This is a genomic window from Pseudoalteromonas sp. MelDa3, assembly GCF_002863625.1.
Classification (GTDB): Bacteria; Pseudomonadota; Gammaproteobacteria; order Enterobacterales; family Alteromonadaceae; genus Pseudoalteromonas; species Pseudoalteromonas arctica.
Genome location: NZ_PJBR01000161.1, coordinates 1 through 4,132, shown reverse-complemented (window position 1 = coordinate 4,132; position 4,132 = coordinate 1). Strand labels below are relative to the sequence as shown.

Here is a 4,132-nt window from a genome sequence, read left to right as displayed (position 1 = left end):
CGATAATTTAAAACCGAAGTTTTATTTAACTCTCTGAGTAGTTCGTGCTTCGCTATGCGTTGGCGTTTCCCGTCTCAGTGGGGTCGCATTATAGGGAGCAGCGGATTTTACGCAAGCGTTATTTGCATAAAATAGTAATTAAAATTAAGCCCCAAGCAAGCGCACATGATAAGCACAAGTTACCCACAAAACCCTGTTGATAACTCTGTTTTTGAACTTTAAAACTAAACACTTTTATCCTGATGTGATAAGTTGCGGTCACTTTTTTTAACTCATGTATTTAGGCAGTATCCATGACAGACATAATAAACAGTATAAGTGCCCTTCTATGGGGCCAAGTTCTCGTCTACTTATTAATAGCAGCAGGCCTCTTTTTTACTTTTCGACTAGGCTTTATTCAGTTTGTGCAATTTCCACATATGTTCAAAGTTATGTTTGGCTCTCGTAAATGTGCCGATAATGAAATTTCATCCTTTCAGGCTTTTTGTACTTCGTTAGCTGCACGCGTTGGTACAGGTAATATGGCTGGTGTTGCTGTTGCCTTATACCTAGGTGGGCCAGGTGCTATTTTTTGGATGTGGCTTATTGCATTAATAGGTATGGCTACAAGCTTTGCTGAAAGTACTTTGGCTCAGGCTTATAAAACAAAAGATGCTGAAGGCAATTTTAGAGGTGGCCCTGCTTATTATATGCAAAACGGTTTAGGTAAACGCTGGATGGGGACTTTATTCTCGTTATGCTTAATTTTAGCCTTTGGTTTGGTATTTAACGCCGTACAGTCAAACTCTATTGCTGCAGCATTTGAAGTAGCGTTTGATGTACCTAAGTATATAGTAGGCATTTGCTTGGTTATTGGCTCTGGTATTATTATTTTTGGTGGTTTGAAAACGATTTCTCGTTTTGCCGAAATGGTTGTCCCATTTATGGCATTAGCTTACTTGTTAGTGGCTCTTTATGTATGCGCTATTAACTTTACTGCATTACCTGATGTAATTGTACTTATAATAAAAAGTGCTTTTGGTATTGAACAAGCTGGTGCAGGTGCAATTGGTTATGGTGTTACACAAGCTATGATCCAAGGTATAAAGCGCGGCTTATTCTCAAACGAAGCTGGTATGGGTAGTGCAGCTAATGCCGCAGCTACTGCTACACCTTACCCTCCTCATCCAGCATCACAAGGTTATGTGCAAATGCTAGGTGTATTTATTGATACTATTGTTATTTGTACAGCGACTGCTTCTCTTATTTTACTATCGCAGCAATTAGTACCTGAATCTGGTGTTATGGGGATTGAACTTACACAAGCAGCATTACAAGAGCATGTCGGCGACTGGGGTACTTACTTTATTGCCATTGCTATATTGTTTTTTGCTTTTACTTCTATTGTGGCTAATTACTCTTACGCTGAAACAAATTTAATGTTTTTAGAGCACAACTCTAATAAAGGTATGTTTATCTTTAGACTTGTTGTTTTAGGTATGGTGATGTTTGGTGCTGTTGGTGAGCTTGGTTTAATTTGGACGCTGGCAGATATATCAATGGGTTTAATGGCCATTGTAAACGTTATAGCGCTATTTATGCTCTCAGGTGTTGTTGTATGGCTTTCTAAAGATTATAACGAGCAACGCAAGAAAGGCCTAATACCTACCTTTGATAAGAGTAAACATCCTAAACTTGCTAAAGAGGTCGATCCCGAGGCCTGGAAATAAACAATAAACAGCGAGCTACGGCTCGCTTTTTTAGATCTAAAAATAACAAATATTACGCTTAACCATCTCATTTCTTATAAATAAAAAGTTATATTAATTTTAAAACTATTTTATATTTAATTACGTAAGATCTTTGAATTAAGTTATCTATAAAAAGGAGACCCGATGGATGACATAACAAAAAATACAGTATAGACACTACTGATTACCAAGTTGGGCAAGATAATGTACAAAAGTGGGGATTTGATATCCATAACCCAGTATTTGGCATAAGCGCTTTCTTAGTTGTTTTATTTGTAATACTTACCCTAGTTTTTGACCCTACCGTTACCCGTGATGCACTAACCTCGACTAAAGACGCCATAATTAATCAATTTGATAGTTACTTTATGTTACTAGCCAATGCCTTTGTGATATTTTGCGTTATTTTGGCATTCTCTCCTTTGGGTAAAATTCGTTTAGGCGGCGTAAAAGCTCGTCCAGAACATGGCTATATGTCGTGGCTTTCAATGCTGTTTGCAGCAGGAATGGGTATTGGCTTACTGTTTTGGGGGGTTGCTGAGCCAACTGCATATTATACTGGTTGGTATCATATGCCTATGGGCGTTGAGCCAAACTCACCGCAAGCACACTCATTAGCTTTGGGTGCAACCATGTACCACTGGGGTTTACATGGATGGGCGATTTACGCTGTTGTTGGATTAAGCTTGGCTTTTTTTGCATTTAATAAAGGCCTTCCTTTATCTATACGTTCTGTTTTTTATCCATTATTTGGTGATCGTGCCTGGGGGTGGCTTGGTCATATCATCGATATACTCGCTGTACTGTCTACTTTATTTGGTTTAGCTACATCGCTAGGCCTTGGCGCTCAACAAGCTACCAGCGGGATAAATTATCTGTTAGGCACTGATTATGGGACTGCTTTTCAAATATCTGTTATTGGTTTAGTAACGTGTATTGCAATTTTCTCTGTTATTAGAGGTATTGAGGGCGGTGTTAAAGTACTGAGCAATGTTAATTTAATTTGTGCATTTATTTTATTATTAGTTGTTATTGCCCTTACTTTCTCTGATGCAATTACTGCTGTTTGGTCTACCCTTGGGGCGTACGTAGAACACTTTGTACCTTTAAGCAATCCTTTTAATAGACCCGATGAAGATTGGATGCACTCTTGGACTGTGTTTTATTGGGCATGGTGGATATCATGGTCGCCGTTTGTTGGGATGTTTATTGCTCGAGTTTCAAAGGGGCGCACTGTACGCGAGTTTTTACTCGTCGTCATTGGCCTACCAACGCTTCTTAGTTTGGTTTGGATGGGGGTATTCGGAAATATGGCAATTACACAAGTTATAGATAAAGTTGGCCCACTTGGACAAAATGGTTTAACTGATATCTCAGTGACTTTATTTCAGGTATACGAGCAGTTACCACTTTCTAGTTTTATTTCTATTATTTCTATAGCACTCGTTTTGGTATTTTTTATAACGTCGTCTGATTCAGGATCGCTTGTAATAGATGGTATAACTGCGGGCGGTAAAATAGATGCACCAGTGCCACAACGTATATTTTGGGCTACAGTCGAAGGCGTGATTGCAGCAGTATTGCTTTGGGTTGGTGGCTCGCAAGCATTGCAAGCGCTTCAGTCGGGCGTAGTTACTACAGCTTTGCCGTTTTCAATAGTACTTATTTTAATGTGTATTGCGCTTATTCAAGGCTTGTTGAGCGAGTATCCAATTTACAAAGCTCAGAGTAAACTGCAATAACAATTTATTGTTTATAAGCGATCCTCAAGGGTCGCTTATAAAACACTAGCAATTCGTATAACTAAGTACTAAACGCATTTCTTATACTCCTATCTTAAATTTATTTTAGACACCGCACTTCTATTACATTCATTAATGCCACCCCTCGTTAAAACTTAGCTATTTTTAGAGAGCAAACCTTACGTTAGCAGAGTTAAAAGCATTTGATTTACTAAAACATAGGTGCAGGAGTAATTGCCAAGAAAATTGAATAGCCAGCGTTCTAATTTTTCTTTGTTATTAACAGGTGCTCTTATTCACAACTAATTATACCAATTCAGTTAATTTAACCAGATTGGATAAAAGCATTAACGGTTAAATACAAACTGGCAGCTTTATAAATGTATGATGATGAAACTTTAAGATATTAAAAAATAGATATTAAAGGTAAGTAGGTATTAAAAATAAGATTGGGAATCTAAATAAGGATAATTTTTGAATATTTTAAAAATAGAAGTGATTTAGAATTTAAATGAATTTTATCTGAGGATTTTAGTAAAAATGGTGCCCGAGGCCGGACTTGAACCGGCACGACTTGTTAGTCGAGGGATTTTAAATCCCTTGTGTCTACCAATTCCACCACTCGGGCATCGAGTTTGCTAATTAAAGCGTGTGGAGTAA

2 protein-coding genes and 1 tRNA gene are annotated in these 4,132 nt (G+C 37.9%); 2 read left to right on the top strand and 1 reads right to left on the bottom strand.

The genetic code is table 11. The features are described from left to right. The first annotated feature begins 293 nt into the window (after positions 1 to 293). Both CXF89_RS18550 and CXF89_RS18545 read left to right on the top strand, forming a co-directional pair. Positions 294 to 1,709 (top strand): alanine/glycine:cation symporter family protein, encoded by a 1,416-nt coding sequence (locus CXF89_RS18550; RefSeq protein ID WP_024591297.1) that lies wholly within the window; start codon positions 294 to 296, stop codon positions 1,707 to 1,709. Positions 1,710 to 1,900: 191 nt separating this feature from the next. Then, positions 1,901 to 3,472: a BCCT family transporter gene (locus CXF89_RS18545; protein WP_121955427.1), complete on the top strand. Its 1,572-nt coding sequence runs from the start codon at positions 1,901 to 1,903 to the stop codon at positions 3,470 to 3,472. A gap of 541 nt (positions 3,473 to 4,013) precedes the next feature. Here the strand turns inward: CXF89_RS18545 and CXF89_RS18540 are convergent. Beyond that, positions 4,014 to 4,100 (bottom strand) — tRNA-Leu (locus tag CXF89_RS18540). Between the last annotated feature and the right edge of the window lie 32 nt (positions 4,101 to 4,132).